Below are 21473 nucleotides of genomic sequence, written 5' to 3'. Positions count from 1 at the left end.
TTGAACTCGCCGAAGTACTTCGTGATCGCTGCCGTCAGCGACGTCTTGCCATGGTCAACGTGGCCAATCGTGCCAATGTTAACGTGCGGCTTGTTGCGCTCAAATTTGCTCTTTGCCATGGGTACGTTTCCTGTGGTCAAGTATGATTGATCAGCCGGCGGGGCCGGTTTGTGGAGCCGTTTAAGGGTTTCAAGGGATTTGCGCAAGACTTAATTGCGTGCGCCCGGACCAGCCACGGCGGCCTCTTCCTACCATCATGTAGGAACGGCGCATCAGAGATGCAAGTTGGACAGATTCCCGAATCATCTCGTCGAGCGACGAAAGAACAAACAACGGCTTACGAAGAGCAATTGAAGCGTAACGTTAAATAGCAGAAGAAGGTCAGCGCTGCTGGAGCGGGTAGCGGGAATCGAACCCGCGTATTCAGCTTGGAAGGCTGCTGCTCTACCATTGAGCTATACCCGCGGGCCTTCGATCCAGAAGCAGAATGGTGGAGGGAGTTGGATTTGAACCAACGTAGGCGAAGCCAACGGATTTACAGTCCGTCCCCTTTAACCACTCGGGCATCCCTCCATTATTCTGTCGGGATCAAGTCGACCAAGCATTTGAGATCGTGAGACATCCAGCGATTTGTCGTTGCCGCCTCTCAATCTGCGCCGGGTATATGACCGCCCGCCCTGCTCCTGTCAACACGCCAAAACCGAATTTTTGTGAAATTCTCCACAGGCCCCCTTTGTCCACTGCCATCGAATTCCGTTCCCAGGCCAAGCGAAGCGCTCTATAAGGCGGGCATGAGCAAAGATAACGCAGGCGACAAGAGCGCCAAGAACACCCATTACGCCACTCTCAGACGCGCGCATCGCGACGCCAAGCGCGAACGCGGGGAAATCCCGACGCCAAAGCAGGAGCGTTGGCGCAAACAGCCAGGCGACTGGAAGCCGCCGGCGCTCGCGCCCGAGCAGGTGCTTCTCTACGGCCTGCACACCGTGCGGGCCGCCCTCGACAATCCGACGCGCCAGATCGTTCGCCTGTGCGTGACGCAGAACGCTGCGGCGCGGCTCGAACTCGGCGAACTCTCGGAACTCCCCTTCCCGGTCGAGACCGTTGCGCCGCAGGATATCGACAAGATTCTCGGTCCAGACGCGATCCACCAGGGCGTGATGCTCGAAACAAAGCCGCTGCCACTGCGCAAACTTGAAGCGCTCAGCGAATGCCGGCTGATCCTCGTGCTCGATCAGGTCACTGACCCGCATAATGTCGGCGCGATCATGCGATCGGCCGTGGCATTCGATGCGGGGGCGTTGATCACCACGATCCGCCATAGTCCGACCGAATCGGGCGTTCTTGCAAAATCGGCCTCCGGCGCTCTGGAAATGATCCCCTATATCCAGATCACCAACCTCGCCGACACGATCGAGGAGTTGCATCGGCTTGGCTTCCACACGATCGGGCTCGATTCGGAGGGACCGGCCCCGCTTGAAGGCAGCTTCGCGGGCGACAAGGTCGCGCTGGTGCTCGGATCCGAGGGCAAGGGCCTCCGGCAGAAAACACGATCGACCGTCAAGGCGCTCGCCCGCCTCGACATGCCCGGCGCGATCAAATCGCTCAATGTTTCGAATGCGGCTGCGATCGCCATGTATGCGGCGCGCCAGTTCCTGAACAAGTAAGTCCCGGTCGTTACAGCGCCGCGCGTCTATTTAGACGCGCAAAGGTCGCTGTAACACTTTGAGTTGATGCATAATTTTGTCCTTAAATCGATTCCGATTTAAGGAATTATGCAGTAAGGCCGCCGAACACCTGCAAATCTCTCCGGCTGCGCGCAACCGGAGAGATTGGGGCATCTGTCGTAACGGTTGATTGGGTGTGTTCGACCGATTTACGGGTCTCTGCACCGATGCAGCACGACGCAATCCTCGCCTCGCAGCCGATTGTCGTGCAAGCCGTCGCTGTCGTCAGAAACGCATCGCTATATCTTTATCCACGCGAAGCCATAGGGTCTGGCTGTTCGCCGTGGGGCAGCCGTCGCGAAGTTTCTTCCATGTGGTGACGTTGAGGTTCATCTCGCAGCGGGCGAGATAAGAGATGCCGCCGACGCGAAGGCAGGCGATCTGGCCGAGCTCGTATTTGGCGCCGTCCCGGTTGCGGCAGGTGCAACGCGTGTCAGGTGGCGACGCATAACCGACGTCGGCAGCCACCAGTGCGACCACCGCAGCGATGACAGCCAAGGGCCTTCTCCGCCGGTCTCTCATGAGCGCATCATAATACAAATCAGCCCATGCGAAAACGGACAATGCCGGCTGCATGTGCAACCGGCACCGTCCGCAATGGGGGCCAACGCCCCTTCACCGGACCACTGACGTGATCCGCTGAACCCTTGTTTTAGCTTGCCAGGCGAAGGACGGTGCCTTCGGCAATGGTCTTTTCGGCTTCGGCGATCGCGAACTGCTTGGAGTCGGCGCTGAGGTTCAGGCCTTCGGCGCGGACGAATTCAACATCGGTGATACCGAAGAAGCCGAAGACCGTCTTCAGGTAGGCTTCCTGGTGATCCATTGCAGAGGCGGGGCCGGCGGAATAGTGGCCGCCACGCGTCGAAGCGACGATTACCTTCTTGCCCTTGGCGAGGCCTTCCGGGCCGGATTCGGTATAACGGAAGGTCTTGCCGGAGACAGCCAGGCGATCGATCCAGGCCTTGAGCTGGCTCGGAATGGAGAAATTGTACATCGGCGCACCGACGACGACCGTATCGGCAGCAAGGAATTCTTCGAGCATCTCGCGGCCGATCTTGACTTCGGCAGCCAGGCCGGCGTCAACACCTGCGAGATCGGCAGGCGCCATGATCTGGGCGCCAGTCAGATGCGGGATCTGGCTGGTGGCGAGATCGCGATAGGTGACGTTGGCATCCGGGCGGTCTGCCTTGATCTGGGCGGTGATCGCCGCGGTCAGGCGACGGGAAACGGAGTGATCACCCAGGATACCGGAGTCGATGTGAAGGACGTTCATGTGGAGCACCTTTGTGTTGGCGTTGCGGTGCATCACATATGATTGGAAAACAATCGCGCGATAAGTCAGCGGTTGTTTGACATACTGTTTCCAAATGGAAACAGTGAGACCGGCGATCCGGCGATGGGAGACGAAAAACAGATGCAGGACCTGAACGACCTCGCCCTCTTCGCGGCTGTGGTGCGCAACAACGGCTTCAGTGCCGCCGCGCGCGATCTGAATATCCCTAAATCCAAGCTCAGCAAACACGTAGCACGCCTCGAAGAGCAGCTCGGCGTCCGGCTGCTGGAGCGCTCGACCCGCAAACTTCGCGTCACCGAGATCGGGCAGGTGTTCTACGAACATTGCCAGGGCCTGCTCGATGGCATCGCCATGGCGGAAGCCGAGATCGCCGCCGTCAAGGCCGAGCCGACCGGCACGGTCAGGCTCGCCTGCCCGCTCGGCTTCACGCCGATGCTTGCCGACATCCTGCCCGCCTTCCATCGCCGCTATCCCGGCGTCCGTCTGCTGATCACCGCCACCAACCGGCGGATTGATCTTATCGAGGAGCGGATCGACGTGGCGCTGCGCGCCCGCGATCAACTGGACACCGACAATCAGCTGATCATCCGCAGATTCGGAGAGGTGCGTCAGAGGCTGGCGGCAAGCCCCACCCTGCTCGCGCGCTTCGACGACGTCACGATCGACAATCTGAGCGAGATGCCGACGCTGTCGATGAACGAGCAGCACGCCGCCGATGTCTGGCGCCTCGTCGATGGCGAAGGAAATGCCACCGAAATTTCGCACCGGCCGATCATCGGCTGCAGTGATTTCCTCATCCTCGAACGCGCAGCGATCGAGGGCATGGGCGTGGCGTTGCTGCCCGACCACATCTGCGAGCGCGCCTTCCGCGCCGGCGTGCTTGCGCCCGTGCTGCCGGAATGGAGTTCCGGCGACGTCGTCGTCCATCTCGTCTTTCCGTCGCGTCACGGCATGCTGCCGGCGACGCGTGCCCTGATCGACTATCTCGCCGACAATCTTCTGAACGCCCTGCAAAAGTGCCGGGAGATTACGCCGAGGAGCGCCGGATCGTTCGAGATCTGAGCAGGCACGTGGCGCCGCAGGCAGGCGCCGCGAAGCGCGTCGCCCAAGGTCAGAGCATCTTTGGTCAAGGCGCGGTCAAGATACGGCAAACGTTCGGCCAACTTCGCCCTGCCGGCGTCCGCCAAACACCACCTATGCGCCGGATCGAGGCGGCGCAAAGACAAATACTATCTTGGAAAAAAGTGGTGCCCCCAGAGAGACTCGAACTCCCGACCCTCTGATTACAAATCAGATGCTCTACCAACTGAGCTATAAGGGCACTTTCAGCGGTGGGAGTTATCACAATCTCACGGCGTGTAAAGCAAAATTGCGAATTCTCCCAATTTTTCAGATGCGTTTAGGGCCATGTCGTGCCAGAAACGAAGCCTAGGCTCGGCCACCGCGGCGATGCTCAACATGTTGAACGGACTGAAAATTCATGGCCCGCACGTTCACTTCTCTCGCGTTCCTGGCTTCGCCCGCCGAAGAGGCGCAAAAGGCGGCGGCCGATCTGAAGGCGATCTACGGCGATCATGATGCCGACAAGGCCGACGTCATCGTCGCGCTCGGCGGCGACGGCTTCATGTTGCAGACGCTGCACCAGACGATGAACTCGGGCAAACTAGTCTACGGCATGAACCGGGGATCGGTCGGGTTCCTGATGAACCGCTACAGCAGCGAAAACCTGACGACGCGCATCTGCAATGCCGTCGAGAACGCCTTTCACCCGCTGGAGATGCAGACCACCGACAGTGAAGGCTCGACATTCATGGCGCTTGCGATCAATGAAGTTTATCTTTTCCGGCAATCCTACCAGGCGGCCAAGCTGCGCGTCGTCATCGACGGCAAGACCCGGCTCGAAGAACTGACCTGCGACGGTCTGCTGCTCGCCACGCCCGCGGGCTCCACCGCCTACAACCTCTCCGCCCATGGGCCGATCCTGCCGCTGGAAGCGCCCCTTCTCGCGCTGACGCCCGTCAGCCCGTTCCGTCCGCGGCGGTGGCGCGGCGCCCTGCTGCCGAACCATGTCACCGTCGAGATCGAGATCCTCGAGGCCGACAAACGGCCGGTCAACGCCGTGGCCGACCACCAAGAGGTCAAGTCGGTGGCGAAGGTGCGCATCGCCGAATCGGAAAACATGACCGCCCGCATCCTCTCGGATCCCGATCATTCCTGGTCCGACCGCATCCTGGCCGAGCAATTTTCCAATTGAGCCGACGGTCTCAACGCGCGATATGGTATAATTTCTGCGATCGCCGGGCACTCGGCGAAGGATCAATCTTGGAACAAGCACCGCGTCGCGGTTCGAACAGGAAATCAAAGCGATGCACAAGCCTCTCCTCCTTGCGCTTCTTCTCGCCCCGGTCGGCGTGAACGCCAATTCGGAGAATGCGAATGTGGTTTCGCCCGAAGTGACCTTCGTCACCAGCACCGGCTATTGGGAAGAAAGCGGCGATCCACTTTCGGCACTGGACCCGAACGGCACGCAGGCGGAAACACCTGCCGAACCGGGGAGTGCCGAAGGTGCGCGGCGCGGCTACTACAAGCTGATCGCTGTTAGGCAACAGGACGGCACCGCACAGATCCATCTGCAGCAGATCGAGGCGACGCCCGCCGGACCGAAGGTCGTCTCCTCTGCGGAACTCGAGGAGTTCTCGTCGCTGAAGGCTTATGTCACGGACATACGGCCGGAAACGTCAACAGGTGTGACCGCACAACCCGGCATGTTCGCAACCGTCTATCTGAAGACCGACCCTGCCGCACGCGAGCCGGAGAGCTGGACCGTGCTGATCGACGATCTCGGCGACATCAAGGTCGAGCGGGCATCGAACTGATGTCACAAAAAAGGGCCGAATGAAAACACCCGGCCCTCTTCGTCTCGTACTCACTACGTCATGCCGGCGCGAACGCCGCCGCAGTGAGGTTAGTTTAGGTCATCCACGGCGGCGTCAGCACCGCCGCTGACGCGGTGAGCAAGTGCGGCTTCCATGAACTCGTTCAACTCGCCGTCCAGCACATCGCCCGGCGCCGTGCTTTCGACACCGGTCCGCAGGTCCTTGACCAGCTGGTAGGGCTGCAGCACGTAGGAGCGAATCTGATGGCCCCAGCCGATATCGGTCTTCGATGCCGCCTCGGCGTTGGCCGCGTCTTCGCGCTTCTTCAGTTCGGACTCGTAAAGACGGGCGCGCAGCATGTCCCAGGCCTTGGCCCGGTTCTTGTGCTGCGAACGTTCCTGCTGGCACTGCACGACAATACCGGACGGCATGTGGGTGATGCGCACGGCGGAGTCGGTGGTGTTGACGTGCTGGCCACCGGCGCCCGACGAGCGATAGGTGTCGATACGGCAGTCGCTCTCGTTGATGTCGATCTGGATCGAGTCATCGACGACCGGGTAGACCCAGATCGAAGAGAACGACGTATGGCGACGCGCGTTGCTGTCATAGGGCGAGATGCGCACCAGGCGGTGAACACCGGATTCCGTCTTCAGCCAGCCATAGGCATTGTGGCCCTTGACCAGCAGGGTGGCCGATTTGATGCCCGCCTCTTCGCCGTCCTGAATTTCCATCAGCTCGACCTTGTATCCCTGGCGCTCGGACCAACGGGTATACATGCGCAACAGCATGTTTGCCCAGTCCTGGCTCTCGGTGCCCCCGGCACCGGAATGCACTTCGAGATAGGTGTCGTTCTGATCGGCTTCGCCGGACAGCATCGCCTCGACCTGCTTCTTGGCCGCTTCGTTGCACAGTTCGCGCAGCGCCTGTTCGGCGTCGGCAACGATGGCTGCGTCGCCCTCTTCTTCGCCGAGCTCGATCAGTTCGATGTTGTCGCTCAGCTGCTGCTCGAAACGGCGCAGGCCGTTGATGCCATCGTCGAGCTGCTGGCGCTCGCGCATCAGCTTCTGCGCCTCGGCAGCATCATTCCACAGCGACGGATCTTCCGCCTTGTTGTTCAACCAGTCCAGTCGTCTTACCGCCTGATCCCAGTCAAAGATGCCTCCTCAGCAGGCTTATGGCCTGCTTGATCTCGTCGACAATATTCTCGATTTCGCTGCGCATGATCCTGCTTCTTGTGAACCCGATTTAACGTGAGCGTCAAATAGCGATGCCCGCCGCTGATGTAAAGGCGGCGGGCATCGCAAGACGGAGGATAGGTCTAGAACAGGCCGTTGGAACCGGAGGTAACGGCCTGGTTAGCCTGCGGGGAATTCTTCAAGATTTCCTCCGGCGGCACATACTGGTCGAGGCCGCCGATGACCGAGAAGGTGTCGGCCGGTCCGGTGCCGGGCTTGAAGGCCTCGATGATCGTGTCCGGCTCGCCTTCGTAGGCGGCCATGCCTGTCTTGCGGTTGACGGCGATCATGTTCATGCCTTCCGGAACCACGAACTTGCCTGGGCGCGTGCCCTTGACGGCTTCCTGCATGAAATTGTTGAAGATCGGCACCGCAAGGCTGCCGCCGGTCGCGCCGCGGCCGAGCGGAGCGGGGTTGTCGAAGCCGAGGTAGAGGCCGGCAACGAGATCGGGCGTGTAACCCACGAACCAGGCGTCCTTCTCGTCATTGGTGGTACCGGTCTTGCCTGCAACCGGACGATCGAGCGTGATCTTGCCGGCCGCCGTGCCCCTGAGAACCACGCCCTCCATCATCGAAGTGATCTGATAGGAGGTCATCGGATCGAGAACCTGCTCGCGGTTGTCGGTGAGCACAGGCTCTTCCTGGTTACCCCAGTCAGCCGCGTTACAGTTGTCGCAGGTCCGGTCTTCATGACGGAAGATCGTCTTGCCGTAGCGGTCCTGGATCCGGTCGATCAGCGACGGCTTGATCTGCTTGCCGCCATTGGCAAGAACCGAATAGGCCGACACCATGCGCAGAACGGTCGTTTCGCCCGAGCCCAGCGACATCGCCAGCAACGGCGGCATCTTGTCGTAGATGCCGAAGCGCTCGGCATATTCGGCAACGATGTTCATGCCCATGTCGTTGGCGAGGCGAACCGTCATCAAGTTACGCGATTTTTCGATGCCGAGGCGCAGCGTCGACGGGCCGGCCGAGCCGCCGCCATAGTTTTCCGGGCGCCAGACCTGGCCACCGGCGACGATTTCGATCGGCGCATCGAGAATGACGGATGCAGGCGTATAGCCATTGTCGAGCGCGGCAGCGTAGACGAACGGTTTGAACGAGGAACCCGGCTGGCGCATTGCCTGGGTCGCGCGGTTGAATTCCGACTGACCGTAGGAGAAGCCGCCGACCATGGCCAGCACGCGGCCGGTCTGCGGGTCCATCGCGACGAGACCGCCCTGGACCTTCGGCGGCTGACGCAGGCGGTATTCGCCCTTGTCCGCCAGCGGCTCGACATAGACGACGTCGCCCGGGCCTAGGATACCTTCCGGCGACTTGGCGGATTTGCGCTCGCCGCCGGCCGAGCGGTAGGCCCACTGCATGTTCTTTGCGGAGATATGGCCGGTCACGCGCTCGGCGATGATCTTGCCGGACGCTTCCTTGTCCGGCTGGATGCCGATCTCGACACCCCGGCCATCGGCCGAGAGGACGACGGCCAGCTTCCATTCCGGCACGTCGGCCAAGGCCACGACCTTGCCGAGCGGCTCGCCCCAGTCGCCGCCGATCTCGATCGACTTGACCGGACCGTGGAAACCACGGCGCTCGTCATAGCTCAGCAGCCCTTCCTGCAGTGCCTTGCGCGCCGCGATCTGCATGCGCGGATCGAGCGAGGTGCGGACCGAAAGGCCGCCCTCATAAAGGGCGTTGTCGCCGTATTTCTGGATGATCTGCCGACGCACTTCCTCGGCGAAGAAATCGGAGGCGAAGAGATGCGCGCCACCGCGGCGCGGATTGACGCCGAGCGGCTGCTTCTTCGCGTCTTCGCCATCCGTCTTCGTGACGTAACCGTTTTCGACCATGCGGTCGATGACCCAGTTGCGCCGCTCGATCGCAGCATCGGCCTTGCGGAACGGATGGTAGTTGGCCGGGCCCTTTGGCAGAGCCGCCAGGTAGGCGGTTTCGGCAACGGTCAGTTCCGTGACCGATTTGTCGAAATAGGTCAGCGCTGCGCCGGCGATGCCGTAGGAATTCAGGCCGAAGAAGATCTCGTTGAGGTAGAGTTCGAGAATACGGTCCTTGCTATAGGCCTGCTCGATGCGGAAGGAGAGGATCGCTTCCTTGACCTTGCGGTCGATCGTCTGGTCCGACGAGAGCAGGAAGTTCTTGGCGACCTGCTGGGTGATCGTCGACGCGCCGACAGGACGGCGACCCGATCCGAAATTCTGGAGGTTGACGGCGATGGCGCGCGCGAGACCGGTGATATCGACGCCGGGATGCTGATAGAAGTTCTTGTCTTCAGCCGAAATGAACGCCGCCTTGACGCGGTCGGGGATCGCCTGGATCGGCAGGTAGAGGCGCCGCTCGCGGGCGTATTCCGCCATCAGCGCGCCGTTGCCGGCGTGAAAGCGCGTGGTGACCGGCGGTGAATACTTCGCCAACACCTCGTAATCCGGCAAATCTTTGGTGACGCTGCCGAGATAGATGGCAACGGCCGCGGCGACACCGAGCAGCAAGAACGCACCAATGCCGAAGAAATATCCAATCAGTCTGATCATCAGTCAGATACCGGTACCTTATTATCGTCCAATCGCCAGGCCACATAAACCGATCGAGACGCTTCCCGTCCCAACGGTCCGCATTTCGTCGGCCTGGCCAAACGCTTCTATCAGAAATCGTCTGGCATTGCGGCTACACGCGCCCACCCAGTTCCTCATATGGCGAGGGGCACCGGGCATCAACACTGTTTCCCAACAAATCCGGGCGCAATTCGGGTTAGGTCCCGGATTGTGCGTAAAATAGGGCTTGTTTCCGATTATCGAGTGCGCATCCTGTTGAAAAGCATATCGCTGTTACCGGAGCGACACAAATCACTTCGTTCGCCGCGCCGTCAAGCAGATCGTCGCGATCAGACGTCAGCCGCCATTTGCGACCGCTTGTTCACGGTAGCGCTTGATGGCAACGGCAAGCAGACCGGACACTTTCTTGCGCCACTCCGGATCGAGCAACAGCTTCTCGTCGTCCTTGTTCGACATGAATCCGAGCTCGAGCAGGATCGACGGAACATCCGGCGCTTGTAGCACGCGGAAGCCCGCGTGACGGTGCGGATTGTTGATGAGATTGATCTGTCCCTCGAAAGACGACACCACGGTACGCGCCATGTTGACCGAGAAAGCCTGGGTCTCGCGACGCGTCAGATCGATCAGGATATCGGCGACTTCTGCCGGCTCGCTCTGGAGCGGTACACCGGCTATCTCGTCGGAGAGGTTTTCACGCTGCGCCAGGTCGGCGGCCAGATGGTCGGACGCCTTGTCGGAGATCGTATAGACCGTCGCGCCGCGGATGTCCTTCTGCCTGAGCGTGTCGGCATGGATCGAAATGAACAGATTGGCGCCCTTGTTGCGGGCGATCTGCACCCGCTGCGGCAGCGACAGGAACACATCCTTGTCACGCGTTAGAAAGGCTTCGGCGCCGCTTTCGCGGTTGAGGGTGGCGACAAGCTCCTGCGCGAAGGCAAGCGTGACGTGTTTTTCCTCAGTTTTCGTGCCGCTGCCGATCGCGCCGGTGTCGATACCGCCATGGCCGGCATCGATGGCGATCACGAAGGCGCCGGTCCTTTGCGCCGGGGCAATTGTCGGCCTGTCCGTCTTGGCGGCGACGACCGAGCCGGTCCACTGCTGGTCGCCCAAAAGCGCGTCGAAACGGGTCTGGTCCACCTTCTCAGCGTCGACGACGAGGCGATAACTTTTGCCGCCCTCCTCCTCGATGACTTCGGCACGGGTCACCGCGACCGGCCCTTTGGCCGACAGCACGAGGCGCGAGCTGCCGGCGCCCATGCCGCCATATCGAATGGCTTCGAACAACCCACGGGGCTCGAGGCTCTCGGGCTTCAGGCCGAAGGCGGTTTCCGGCAGATCGACGACGACACGCACCGGGTTTGCCACATAATGAATGGAAAAGTCGGGTTTCCGATCGAACTCGACGACGACGCGCGTGCGTGCGTCGTCACCGGCAACCCGTGCACCGAATGCCAACAACGGCACGGGCTCGGCCGCGTATGCCATCGGCAAAGTCCCCAGCAAGGTGCCCGCAACGAACACTGAAGCCACGATGCGCGCGCCGCCGCGCAGCAGTGCCGACAATAGCGAAGCGCGCATATGAATAGCCGAAGGCTTCACGCCGGTCTCTCCGTCAATCCACGAAATCCGAGCGGCAGATGCGTCGGGCGTCCGCCCGCGCACACCGCGACATCCCTTGATCAATGAACCCTTATGGTTAACCAAAGCTTGACAGCGCTCCTTCAGCAACGCGGCCAAGGCATGCGATTCGCCGTCCCCCGACCTACTCTACCGGGGCAAGCGAATCGATCATTATTGTGGCGGCACAGGCTTTTCCCTTGCCAATGTGACATAGAAAACATAAAAGCATCACAAGGAGAAAGTGTTGACGGGATAGAATCGTCGGCCGGGCAGCCGGAGCTTTCCAGAGCTTGGCGCCAGGGAGTGATCGAGCCGGAATTGCCGGTTGCAACCGTATCATCTTTCCGCGGCCGCAAGGTGTTCATCCGCCGTCGCTGCATTTCCTCCCTGTACACTGGATCGTAAATTTCCGGCGGTGGCCGGAGTTCTTAGCGGTGATTTTCACCGGCAAGCCCGCAAGCGGGCGCATTCATCGGGTCTTTATGAGGCCTTTGACATTGGCATTCTTGTTTGGTCATTGATGTTGACTCAGCGGTATCGGTCAGAAGTAGAGAGGCCCCGGAACGTAACCGTTCCGGCTGCCATCTGGCTGCTGCACCATCACCTGCACCAGACAGGACCTTTCACATCCGGCGCAACCTCTGACGCGAGTGGCAGTCTTCCCATGGAAGAACGTCTGCCGCCCGTTCCGTTGTCGCGCCGAGGAGCACAACTTAGATGGCAGAGAAAATGCTTATCGATGCGTCTCACTCTGAAGAGACGCGCGTCGTTGTCGTTCGCGGGAACCGCATAGAAGAATTCGACTTCGAATCGGAACACAAGAAGCAGATCCGCGGCAATATCTACCTGGCAAAGGTGACGCGAGTGGAGCCTTCGCTCCAGGCGGCCTTCGTCGACTACGGCGGCAACCGCCACGGGTTCCTGGCCTTCGCCGAAATCCACCCTGACTACTACCAGATCCCCCTCGCCGACCGTCAGGCGCTGTTGAAGGCGGAAGCCGAAGAAGCGCGCCGCGACGACGATGTCGAGCACGTCGAAACGGCAACGCCGACCCAGAGCGCGCTCAGCGTGCCGGTTGATCTGGAGATTGCGGCCGAAACGGAAGTCGTCGCCGAAGCCACCGAGACGGCAGTTGAAGCTGTCGTCGAGGCCGAGGTGCCCGCCGAAAAGCCCAAGGCAAAGCCGAAGCGCCCGCGCCGCACGAAGGCGAAGATCGCTGAAGAGGCCGCTGCAGCTGCGGCAACCGAAGAGGCGGAAGCAAGCGAAGAAGGCAATGGCGGCGAGATGGCCGCCATGGTCGATACCGATTCGATCTCCGAGGACGTCGACAGCCGTCGTCGCCGCGATGACGACGACGATGATGACGACAGCCACGACGGCGAGAAGGAAATCATTGAATCCGTCGGCGCTGAAGACGCGATGGAAGAGGTTCCGGATCGCCAGGTTCGCAAGCCGCGCAAGCAGTACCGCATCCAGGAAGTCATCAAGCGCCGCCAGATCCTGCTCGTTCAGGTTGCCAAGGAAGAACGCGGCAACAAGGGCGCAGCGCTGACGACCTACCTGTCGCTTGCCGGTCGCTACTCGGTATTGATGCCGAACACGGCACGTGGCGGCGGCATTTCCCGCAAGATCACCAACCTGCAGGACCGCAAGCGCCTGAAGGAAATTGCACGCGGCCTCGAAGTGCCGCAGGGCATGGGTGTCATTCTGCGCACGGCCGGTGCCAACCGCACCAAGGTCGAGATCAAGCGCGACTTCGAATATCTGATGCGCCTTTGGGAGAACGTCCGCACGCTGACGCTCAACTCGACTGCCCCCTGCCTGGTTTACGAGGAAGGCAGCCTGATCAAGCGCTCGATCCGCGACCTCTACAACAAGGACATCAGCGAGATCGTCGTTTCCGGCGAGGAAGGCTACAAGGAAGCCAAGGGCTTCATGAAGATGCTGATGCCGAGCCACGCCAAGGTGGTTCAGCCCTACCGTGACGTGCACCCGATCTTCTCGCGCTCCGGCATCGAAGCACAACTTGATCGCATGCTGCAGCCGCAGGTAACGCTGAAGTCGGGCGGCTACATCATCATCAACCAGACGGAAGCTCTGGTTTCGATCGACGTCAACTCCGGTCGTTCGACCCGCGAGCATTCGATTGAGGACACGGCACTTCAGACCAACCTGGAAGCCGCGGAAGAAGTCGCCCGCCAGTTGCGCCTTCGCGACCTTGCCGGCCTCGTCGTCATCGACTTCATCGACATGGAAGAAAAGCGGAACAACCGCTCGGTCGAGAAGCGGCTGAAGGATTGCCTGAAGAACGATCGCGCCCGCATCCAGGTCGGCCGCATCTCGCATTTCGGTCTGCTCGAGATGTCGCGCCAGCGCATTCGCGCTTCGGTTCTCGAATCGACGATGCAGACCTGCCCGCATTGCAACGGCACGGGTCACGTCCGCTCGCAGTCTTCGGTCGCGTTGCATGTGCTGCGCGGTATCGAAGAGCATCTACTCAAGAACACCACCCACAACATCACCGTTCGCACGATCCCCGATATCGCGCTCTATCTGCTCAACCAGAAGCGCGGCACGATCATGGATTACGAACAACGCTTCGGCGTCTTGATCATCATCGAGGCTGACGCCCATGTCGGCGCGCAGCACTTTGCGATTGATCGCGGCGAGCCGGTTGAAAACCCCGTCAAGATCGAACAGATCCTGCACTTCGAGCCGGAGCCAGAGGACGACGACATCGTGATCGAAGAGGATCTCGATGAGGAAGAAGCAGAAGAAGTTGTCGCCGAACAGCGCCAGGAGCAGCCGAAGGCCGCCGCCCAGGCCGACGACCAGAACGGCCGCAAGCGCAAGCGCCGCCGCCGTCGTCGTGGCAAGGGCAGCCAGCAGGCGGAAGGCGCCACCGCGCAGGAAGCCGATGCTGCGGATGACGCCGATGACGCCGCCGAGACCGATGGCGACGAGGACGAAACCGATACGGATGCGCTGACCGCCGACGGCGAACAGAAGCGCAAGCGTCGCCGTCGCGGCAAGCGTGGCGGTCGCCGCAATCGCCCGGAACTGGGCGAAGGTGAAGTCGAGGGCGAAGAGCAGACTGCTGCATCCGGCGATGGCGAAGCCGGCGAGCAAGGCGACGTGGAAGCACCGGCGGCAGCCGAGGTTGAAGCAGTAGCCGTGGTTGCCGAAGCCGAGGTCATCGCGGAAACCGTAGAACCGGTCGTAGAGAAGGCCGCCAAGCCGAAGCGCACACGCAAGAAGGCCGTCAAGGCCGAGGAGGCTGTCATCAGTGTCGACGAGGCAGCGCAGACCGCGGTCGAAGCACAGCCGGAAGCGGCTGAGCCGGTGCCGGCAGCAATCGAAGACGCTGCCGCTGACCTCGAAGAAGGCAAGCCCGCCCGGGCAAACCGCGACCTTTCGACGATCGCATCGGAACCGGTGCTGACCTCGACGGTCACGAACAAGAACGAAGGCACCGAAGAAGACCAATCCAAGCCCAAGAAGGGCGGATGGTGGCAGCGCCGCGGCTTCTTCTAAGCCACGCCTGAACTTCGGACGAACAGAAAAGCCCGGACCTCGGTCCGGGCTTTTTCGTTTCCATTTGGCGACAACCGCAAGCGCCCATTCAGCTGCGAGTTTGAATCAAGGGCTTCTCAAAAAGAGTCCGGCAACGGCCGCAAGTTCCTGAAACTGCAGAAGATCAGGCGATCCAGCGGGCGATCCTGTCCATCGCTTCGCTCATGTCGGCCATCGACCCGGCATAGGAGAAACGCATCGTGCGATGCCCTTCAAGCGGATCGAAATCGAAGCCGGGTGTTGCCGCGACGTTGATTTCCGCCAGCATGCGGCGGGCAAGGGCCATGCTGTCGTTGGTGAAGCGACTGACATCCGCATAGGCGTAGAAAGCGCCATCCATCGGTGACGCGATCGAAAAGCCGATCTCCGGCAGGCGCTTCAGCAGCATGTCGCGATTGGCCGCGTAGGCCGCCTTGTAGCCGTCGAGTTCGATCGTTGCACCGAGCGCAGCCTCCGCCGCAATCTGCGACAATTCCGGCGGCGAGATGTAGAGGCTCTGGGCGATGCGCTCGAAGCCGCGAACCTGCGTCTCCGGCAGTACCATCCAGCCGATCCGCCAACCCGTCATGCAATAATATTTGGAGAAGGAGTTGATGACGAAGACGTCGTCGGTCACCTCCAGAGCGCTTGCCTCTTCGCCGGCGAAGGTCAACCCATGATAGATTTCGTCGGAGATGAAGGCGATGTTTTCGGCGCGACAATAGTCGGCCAGCGCCTTGAGACCCGCCCTGCCGGTGACCGTTCCCGTCGGGTTGGCCGGGCTTGCCAGAAGAACCCCCTTCAGCGGCCGCCCTGCCTTCGCGGCTGCACGCGCCAGATTTTCCGGCGTCAGCGTGAAGCCGCTCTCGGCATTGGCTTCCACCTCGACGACCGTCAGGCCGAGCGCTGCGAGGATATTGCGGTAGGCGGGATAGCCGGGCCGGGCGATCGCCACGCAATCGCCGGGATCGAAGAGCGCGAGGAAGGCAAGATTGAACCCGGCCGACGATCCGGTGGTCACGGCAATGCGCTGTGGGTCGAGCGCGATACCATGGCGCTTCTGATAGTGGTGGGCGATCGCGGTTCGCAGCGACAATGTGCCAAGCGCATCGGTGTAGCCGAGCCGACCATGCTCGAGCGCCTTGCGCGCCGCATCCAATGCGGCCTTCGGCGCAGGGTGCGCTGGTTGCCCGACCGCCATTGAGATCACCGGGTGCCCGGCGTCGCGTCGACGCGTCGCCTCTGCCAGTACGTCCATGGCATGAAAGGGTTCGACGGCGCTGCGGTTCGACAATTCTACCAAGGCAATATCCTCAAAAAGCGGCTCACATGTCGCCCCTTTGCCCGATCGCTTAGAGCTTCACAAGTGCGCGAGCGCCGTATTTCCGCCGATTTTGCCGTTTCGTTTCACCGGGGCCCACCCTATGCTGCCCGCGTGTTGCGGTGTTGGAGATTCCTGTTGTCTTTTACAAGCGCGCATTGACGCCGTATCGCGACATGGACGACAGACAGGGCAGGCAGAGACAACGAGGTAAAAATGAATTTCAGCACGAAAATGATTGCCGCCGGAACGCTTGCCGCGTTCATGGCAGGGGTGAGCTTGCCGCAAAGCGCACTCGCGCTCGACCAGAAACAGAAGGAAGAGTTTGGCGCCTTCATCAAGGAGTACCTGCTCGCCAATCCGGAAATCATGCTTGATGTCCAGGAGGCGCTGGCCACAAAGCAGCGTGCCAAGCAGCAGGAAGCGGCTGAAGGTGCGATCACCGAAAACAAGAAGGCGATCTTCAACTCAGACTACGACATGGTGCTTGGCAATCCGGACGGCGACGTCACGGTCGTTGAGTTCTACGACTACAACTGCGGCTACTGCAAACGGGCACTGACGGACATGGACGAAATCCTGTCCAAGGACAAGAATGTCCGCTTTGTGCTGAAGGAACTGCCGATCCTCGGCCCGGATTCGCTCGCCGCCCACAAGGTCAGTGCCGCGTTCCGGCTGGTTGCACCCGAGAAGTACGGCGAGTTCCACCGCGCCCTGCTCGGCGGCGAGGACCGCGCAACCGAGGAAACGGCGATCGCCGTTGCGGGCAAGCTGGGCGTCACTGAAAAGCAGCTGCGTGCCAAGATGGAGAAGGAGCCGCATGACGCGGCCGTGCGCGAGGCCTACACCCTTGCCAACGATCTCGGCATCACCGGCACGCCGTCCTACGTGATCGGCAACGAGGCCGTGTTCGGCGCAGTCGGCGCCGAGGAAATCAGCACCAAGGTGTCCAATATGCGCAGCTGCGGCAAGACCGCCTGCTGACCGCCTGCATTGGACGACCAGTCCCAACTGTGGACAAATCCCGCGAGGACCCAAAGGGCTTTTCCTCGCGGGACCATCAGTCTATAGGTAACCCTCTATCACTGGACCGGAATCCCGCATGCCCACCAAAATTTTCGTGCTGAACGGCCCCAACCTGAATGCGCTCGGCAAGCGCGAACCGGGGATCTATGGCGGCCAGACGCTCGCCGACATCGAGGCGATGTGCACCGCGGAAGGCAAGGCATTGGGACTGGAAGTCGATTTCCGGCAATCCAACCATGAAGGCACGCTCGTGGACTGGCTGCATGAGGCCGGCGAAAAGGCGGCAGGCGTCGCGATCAATCCGGCTGCCTACGGCCATACGTCGATCGCGCTGCACGATGCCATCCGCGCGATCGGCATCCCGGTGGTCGAACTGCATCTTTCCAACATCCACGCGCGTGAAGAATTCCGCCACAAGTCGATGATCGCCCCGGCGGTCAAAGGCGTCATCTGCGGTTTCGGCGCGCAGAGTTACATTCTGGCGCTGCATGCGCTAAAGAACCTGACAGAAACGTCGAAATAAAAAGAACACGAGGCTCATATCCCATGGCTGACAAGAAACCCGGTATCGACCAGGCGCTGATCCGCGATCTCGCCAATATCCTGAATGACACCGACCTCACCGAGATCGAAGTGGAGCAGGAAGACCTTCGCATTCGCGTATCGCGCGCCGGCACGCCCGTCGCCGTCTCGATGCCGACCTACCAGGCCCAGCCGGCGGTCAACGCTGCGCATCCCGTCGCGGCTGCCGCTCCGGCCGAGACCAGCCGCAACTCCAAGAACGCCGTCACGGCCCCGATGGTCGGCACTGCCTACCTCGCACCGGCTCCAGGCGCCCGCCCGTTCATCGAGGTCGGTACCGTGGTCAAGGAAGGCCAGACAGTCCTGATCATCGAAGCGATGAAGACCATGAACCAGATCCCTGCCCCGCGTTCGGGCAAGGTGACAGAAATCTTCGTCCAGGACGCAGCCCCCGTCGAATATGGCGAGCCGCTGATCGTAATCGAATAAGGCGCCGCTGCGATGATCTCGAAAATTCTCATTGCCAATCGCGGCGAAATCGCCCTTCGCGTGCTGCGCGCCTGTAAAGAGCTCGGCATCGCGACGGTGGCCGTCCACTCCACGGCCGACAGCGACGCCATGCACGTGCGCCTCGCCGACGAAAGCGTCTGCATCGGTCCTCCGCCGTCGCGCGATAGCTATCTGAACATTCACCAGATCGTCGCCGCCTGCGAAATCACCGGCGCTGATGCCGTGCACCCGGGCTATGGCTTCCTGTCGGAAAACGCCAAGTTCGCCGAAATCCTCGACGCGCACGACATCACCTTCATCGGGCCGACGGCGGAACATATCCGCATCATGGGCGACAAGATCACCGCCAAGAAGACGGCGCAGGAACTTGGCATCCCCGTGGTTCCGGGCTCGGACGGCGAAGTGAGGCCGGAAAATGCGCTCGAAGTCGCGCGCAAGATCGGCTTCCCGGTTCTGATCAAGGCGACTGCTGGCGGCGGCGGCCGCGGCATGAAGGTCGCAAAGACCGAGGCTGACCTCGACGAGGCTGTGTCAACCGCTCGTTCCGAGGCGCTTGCCGCCTTCGGCAATGACGCGGTCTACATGGAGAAGTATCTCGGCAGGCCGCGCCACATCGAAATCCAGATCGTCGGCGACGGCGAAGGCAATGCCATCCATCTCGGCGAGCGTGACTGCTCCTTGCAGCGACGCCACCAGAAGGTCTGGGAAGAGGCAAACTCACCTGCCCTTAACGTCGAACAGCGCATGAAGATCGGTCAGGTTTGCGCCGATGCCATGAAGAAGCTGAAGTACCGCGGTGCAGGCACGATCGAGTTCCTCTACGAGAACGGCGAGTTCTATTTCATCGAAATGAACACCCGCCTTCAGGTAGAGCATCCCATCACCGAAGCAATCACCGGCATTGACCTTGTGCACGAACAGATCCGTGTCGCATCGGGCGGCGGGCTTTCGGTCAAGCAGGAAGACATCGTGTTTTCCGGCCACGCGATCGAGTGCCGCATCAATGCCGAAGATCCGCGTACCTTCGTCCCCTCGCCGGGCACGATCACGCATTTCCACGCACCGGGCGGTCTCGGCGTTCGTGTCGATTCGGGCGCCTATCAGGGCTACCGGATCCCGCCCTATTACGATAGCTTGATCGGCAAGCTTATCGTGCATGGCCGCACACGTGTCGAATGCATGATGCGCCTTCGTCGCGTTCTTGACGAGTTCGTCATCGACGGCATCAAGACGACGCTGCCGCTATTCCAGGACCTGATCAACAATCAGGATATCGCAAACGGCGAATATGACATCCATTGGCTGGAGCACCATCTGGCCATGTCGTCCGAATAGGACCGTGCATTGAAAGGGACGCGCAGCAAGCAACCCGACGTAACACCGGACATGCTGCTGCGCGCCTATTCCATAGGCCTGTTTCCAATGGCCGATTCGGCCGACGATCCGGAGCTTTTCTGGGTCGAGCCGGAAATTCGCGGCGTCATTCCGCTTGATGGCTTTCACGTCTCGCGCAGTCTCGCAAAGACAATCCGCAAGAGCCACTTCGACATCCGCTTCAACACGGCCTTCGAGGCCGTCATGGAAGGCTGCGCCGCGCCGGCGCCCGATCGTCCGACCACTTGGATCAACAACAAGATCCGCAGCCTCTACGCCACGCTCCACTCGATGGGCTACGCACACAGTGTCGAAGCCTGGGAGGACGACGTGCTGGTCGGCGGCCTCTACGGCGTCTCTCTGGGCTCGGCATTCTTCGGCGAAAGCATGTTTTCCCGACGCACGAATGCCTCCAAGATCTGTCTCGTGCATCTGGTGGAACGCCTGCGCGCCAGGGGCTTTGAACTGCTGGACACCCAGTTCACCACAGAGCATCTGAAATCCTTCGGCGCGATCGATGTGCCGAAGGCCGAGTACGAGATCATGCTCGCCAACGCGATGAACTCGCCCGATCTATCGTTTTGAGCGCATGGCCGATATTGGCCATCCCAACGGATAAGTCGTTTCGATTGCGAGCGCGCCCTGTTCAGGCATCCAGCAAGGAGACGCACGCCTCAGTGAGCGCGCTCCTTGCTGCACGCACGACCCCGCGTGCCGCAGGCGTTTCAGGACAGAGCGAGTGCAGGAAAATCGATGGAGGATATCGGTGCCGCTTTCGATCGCGGCGGGCAAGACAACGCTATTTCTTGGAGGCGGTGTCTGGTGGCGGCAGGTCCGACGTTGCCTTGCAGGACTGCAGCCAGACGTCATAGACCGGGTGCTCGACGGCGTTAAGGCCGGGGCTGTCGGCAAACATCCAGCCGGTGAAGATCCGCCTGATCTTGCGGTCGAGCGTGATCTCGTCGACTTCGACGAAGGTCGTGATCTTCTGGGCTTCGGTGTCGTCCCGGTTATAGCAGACGCGTGGCGTTACCTGCAGGGCGCCGAACTGGACGGTCTCGCCGATATAGACGTCAAACGTCGTGATGCGGCCGGTGATCTTGTCGATGCCGGAAAACACGGCGACGGCGTTGTTTATCCGCGCGGCCTCGGCCGTACCGGTCGCGGAAACCAACGGCAGCGCGGCAAGCGCGGCGACACAGAGCCGGCTCGACATCTGGCCGATTGTTTTCCGCAGATAAGAACCCGCCATTCCCGCCTGTCTCCCGCGCGCTTTTCATTCACCGTTGATGGATATCAGGCGCTAAACATGAAATGTGGCCGCCCCGTGGTCACTGGACCTTTTCACGGGCGGCGCACCTTCTCCGACGACAAGCGTCTCAGGAACCCGGCGTCCAGGCGTCGTAGTCGCCCGTCACGCGCGGGCGTGCTCCAGCACCTGCAATCGAGCCCTGCGGCCGGTAGGCGTTGGCCGTACCGGTCGGGTTCGGGCGATGCGGCTTCTGCCACTCGCGAGCGACGTATTTTTCGTCTGCAGGCGAAATGTCGGTGCGGTGATGCATCCAGCCGTGCCAGCCGGCCGGAATGGCAGAGGCTTCGGCATAACCGTTGTAAATCACCCAGCGGCGCGTACGGCCCTCGGAGTCCTTGCCGCCCTGATAATAGACGTTGCCGAGCTCGTCTTCGCCGACACGTTGACCGTTACGCCAGGTATGAAACCGCGTTCCGATCGTCTGTTGGTTCCACCAGGTGAAAATCTGCAGCAGGAGCTTCATGGATGCCGTCCTCAACCGACCGTTGGGAAGGCGGCCGGATACCAAAACTATGTCCCCGCTTATGCCCCGCCACTCCAGGCTTG

At 61.1% G+C, this 21473-nt stretch carries 19 protein-coding genes and 3 tRNA genes; 10 read left to right on the top strand and 12 right to left on the bottom strand.

What is annotated here, in order from left to right:
• From BC363_RS33765 to BC363_RS23545, 3 genes are all read right to left on the bottom strand, one after another.
• The coding region (locus BC363_RS33765; RefSeq protein WP_139108845.1) for a GTP-binding protein at positions 1-119 on the bottom strand (119 nt) is incomplete at its 3' end.
• Positions 120-391: 272 nt separating this feature from the next.
• Positions 392-465 (bottom strand) — tRNA-Gly (locus tag BC363_RS23550).
• Positions 466-488: 23 nt separating this feature from the next.
• Positions 489-573, bottom strand: a tRNA-Tyr gene (locus BC363_RS23545).
• A 218-nt stretch (positions 574-791) separates the two neighbouring features.
• On the opposite strand from BC363_RS23545, the gene BC363_RS23540 reads away from it, so the two are divergent.
• Positions 792-1667, top strand: a complete 876-nt coding sequence (locus BC363_RS23540; protein WP_065787081.1) for an RNA methyltransferase — start codon at positions 792-794, stop codon at positions 1665-1667.
• A gap of 285 nt (positions 1668-1952) precedes the next feature.
• Here the strand turns inward: BC363_RS23540 and BC363_RS23535 are convergent, their stop codons facing one another.
• Together BC363_RS23535 and BC363_RS23530 are read right to left on the bottom strand one after the other, a co-directional pair.
• Entirely contained in the window at positions 1953-2249 is a 297-nt protein-coding gene (locus BC363_RS23535; RefSeq protein ID WP_065787326.1) for a hypothetical protein, read from the bottom strand.
• Between the two features lie 130 nt (positions 2250-2379).
• A complete protein-coding gene (locus BC363_RS23530; RefSeq protein ID WP_065787327.1) occupies positions 2380-3000 on the bottom strand; it encodes an FMN-dependent NADH-azoreductase in 621 nt (206 codons plus the stop codon).
• 141 nt (positions 3001-3141) lie between these two features.
• Between BC363_RS23530 and BC363_RS23525 the strand changes: the two genes are divergently transcribed.
• Positions 3142-4083: a LysR family transcriptional regulator gene (locus tag BC363_RS23525; RefSeq protein ID WP_065787328.1), complete on the top strand. Its 942-nt coding sequence runs from the start codon at positions 3142-3144 to the stop codon at positions 4081-4083.
• A 183-nt stretch (positions 4084-4266) separates the two neighbouring features.
• Here the strand turns inward: BC363_RS23525 and BC363_RS23520 are convergent.
• Positions 4267-4342, bottom strand: a tRNA-Thr gene (locus tag BC363_RS23520).
• Between the two features lie 159 nt (positions 4343-4501).
• Here BC363_RS23520 and BC363_RS23515 point away from each other — a divergent pair.
• Both BC363_RS23515 and BC363_RS23510 read left to right on the top strand, forming a co-directional pair.
• A complete protein-coding gene (locus BC363_RS23515) occupies positions 4502-5275 on the top strand; it encodes an NAD kinase (RefSeq protein ID WP_065787082.1) in 774 nt (257 codons plus the stop codon).
• 112 nt (positions 5276-5387) lie between these two features.
• Complete coding sequence (locus tag BC363_RS23510) at positions 5388-5897, top strand: hypothetical protein (protein ID WP_065787083.1); 510 nt, start codon at positions 5388-5390, stop codon at positions 5895-5897.
• Between the two features lie 89 nt (positions 5898-5986).
• On the opposite strand, the gene prfB is transcribed toward BC363_RS23510, so the two are convergent.
• The 3 genes from prfB to BC363_RS23495 all read right to left on the bottom strand — a co-directional run bounded on the left by prfB (position 5987) and on the right by BC363_RS23495 (position 11268).
• A protein-coding gene (prfB, locus tag BC363_RS23505) for a peptide chain release factor 2 (protein WP_139109984.1) occupies positions 5987-7118 on the bottom strand; the annotation gives its coding sequence in 2 pieces (ribosomal slippage) (positions 5987-7048 and positions 7050-7118; 1131 coding nt in all).
• A gap of 97 nt (positions 7119-7215) precedes the next feature.
• Positions 7216-9669 carry a penicillin-binding protein 1A gene (locus BC363_RS23500; RefSeq protein WP_065787085.1) on the bottom strand — a complete coding sequence of 818 codons (2454 nt, stop codon included), beginning with the start codon at positions 9667-9669 and terminating at the stop codon, positions 7216-7218.
• 357 nt (positions 9670-10026) lie between these two features.
• Positions 10027-11268 carry an N-acetylmuramoyl-L-alanine amidase gene (locus tag BC363_RS23495; protein ID WP_065787086.1) on the bottom strand — a complete coding sequence of 414 codons (1242 nt, stop codon included), beginning with the start codon at positions 11266-11268 and terminating at the stop codon, positions 10027-10029.
• Between the two features lie 759 nt (positions 11269-12027).
• Here BC363_RS23495 and BC363_RS23490 point away from each other — a divergent pair.
• Positions 12028-14844, top strand: coding sequence for a ribonuclease E/G (locus BC363_RS23490; protein WP_065787087.1), 2817 nt, complete (start codon positions 12028-12030; stop codon positions 14842-14844).
• 163 nt (positions 14845-15007) lie between these two features.
• On the opposite strand, the gene BC363_RS23485 is transcribed toward BC363_RS23490, so the two are convergent.
• The gene (locus BC363_RS23485) at positions 15008-16165 is read right to left on the bottom strand and encodes an aminotransferase class I/II-fold pyridoxal phosphate-dependent enzyme (protein ID WP_141690403.1); all 1158 of its coding nucleotides are present in this window, start codon (positions 16163-16165) and stop codon (positions 15008-15010) included.
• Positions 16166-16399: 234 nt separating this feature from the next.
• Between BC363_RS23485 and BC363_RS23480 the strand changes: the two genes are divergently transcribed.
• The 5 genes from BC363_RS23480 to aat all read left to right on the top strand — a co-directional run bounded on the left by BC363_RS23480 (position 16400) and on the right by aat (position 20200).
• Positions 16400-17167 carry a DsbA family protein gene (locus BC363_RS23480; protein WP_065787088.1) on the top strand — a complete coding sequence of 256 codons (768 nt, stop codon included), beginning with the start codon at positions 16400-16402 and terminating at the stop codon, positions 17165-17167.
• Between the two features lie 118 nt (positions 17168-17285).
• On the top strand, positions 17286-17732 hold the full coding sequence (gene aroQ / locus BC363_RS23475; RefSeq protein ID WP_065787089.1) for a type II 3-dehydroquinate dehydratase: 447 nt from the start codon (positions 17286-17288) through the stop codon (positions 17730-17732).
• 23 nt (positions 17733-17755) lie between these two features.
• The gene (gene accB / locus BC363_RS23470; protein ID WP_065787090.1) at positions 17756-18220 is read left to right on the top strand and encodes an acetyl-CoA carboxylase biotin carboxyl carrier protein; all 465 of its coding nucleotides are present in this window, start codon (positions 17756-17758) and stop codon (positions 18218-18220) included.
• Positions 18221-18232: 12 nt separating this feature from the next.
• Complete coding sequence (gene accC, locus BC363_RS23465; RefSeq protein ID WP_065787091.1) at positions 18233-19576, top strand: acetyl-CoA carboxylase biotin carboxylase subunit; 1344 nt, start codon at positions 18233-18235, stop codon at positions 19574-19576.
• Between the two features lie 9 nt (positions 19577-19585).
• On the top strand, positions 19586-20200 hold the full coding sequence (gene aat / locus BC363_RS23460) for a leucyl/phenylalanyl-tRNA--protein transferase (protein WP_065787092.1): 615 nt from the start codon (positions 19586-19588) through the stop codon (positions 20198-20200).
• A 214-nt stretch (positions 20201-20414) separates the two neighbouring features.
• On the opposite strand, the gene BC363_RS23455 is transcribed toward aat, so the two are convergent.
• Positions 20415-20867, bottom strand: coding sequence for a DUF2155 domain-containing protein (locus tag BC363_RS23455; RefSeq protein ID WP_065787093.1), 453 nt, complete (start codon positions 20865-20867; stop codon positions 20415-20417).
• 127 nt (positions 20868-20994) lie between these two features.
• A complete protein-coding gene (locus tag BC363_RS23450) occupies positions 20995-21390 on the bottom strand; it encodes an NADH:ubiquinone oxidoreductase subunit NDUFA12 (RefSeq protein ID WP_065787094.1) in 396 nt (131 codons plus the stop codon).
• Positions 21391-21473 lie beyond the last annotated feature (83 nt).

Origin of the sequence: Ensifer sp. LC384 (assembly GCF_001695865.1) — a bacterium.
Classification (GTDB): domain Bacteria; phylum Pseudomonadota; class Alphaproteobacteria; order Rhizobiales; family Rhizobiaceae; genus Ensifer.
Note: the sequence above shows the minus strand (reverse complement) of the source record. Positions and strands in the feature narration are given on the sequence as shown.